This is a genomic window from Terrisporobacter mayombei, assembly GCF_020748465.1.
Lineage (GTDB): Bacteria > Bacillota > Clostridia > Peptostreptococcales > Peptostreptococcaceae > Terrisporobacter > Terrisporobacter mayombei.
Genome location: NZ_JAHZMP010000216.1, coordinates 1 through 458, shown reverse-complemented (window position 1 = coordinate 458; position 458 = coordinate 1). Strand labels below are relative to the sequence as shown.

Annotated in this window: 1 protein-coding gene; it reads right to left on the bottom strand. The window is 27.7% G+C overall.

The features are described from left to right. On the bottom strand, nt 1-458 hold a 458-nt coding region (locus K0039_RS21220), incomplete at both ends, for a helix-turn-helix transcriptional regulator (protein WP_228106882.1).

Here is a 458-nt window from a genome sequence, read left to right as displayed (position 1 = left end):
ATAATCCACTTTATATTTTTCATCAGTAATGACTAAATCTTTTATTCTGTCTACTCTATAAATAGCAGGGTATTCATAGCTTTTTCCTTCAATAAAAGCTATCAGGTAAAAATAATACTCTGAAAATAACAATCCTTGTGGACAAACTTTTCTTTTCGAAACTTCTTCTTGTAATTTTCCATCACTACCTATTTTAAAATACCCAATACCACAGATTTTTTGTTCTTTTATAGCATTGCTTTTTTTCCAAAACTTACTTAAAAGTTTCTTTCCGTGTTGTGGTGATTTATAGGTATGTAACTCATTTCTAATAATTATTTCAATTTTATCTTTATCTTCGCTTATACAGTTTTCAAGGAGCTTTGCTAACATATCTTTTAACTCAGTCTTTATAAAACCCCTACTTTCTAGAAGAACCTTAGAGATAGCTAAAACTTCATTTTCATTGAGATTTTTTT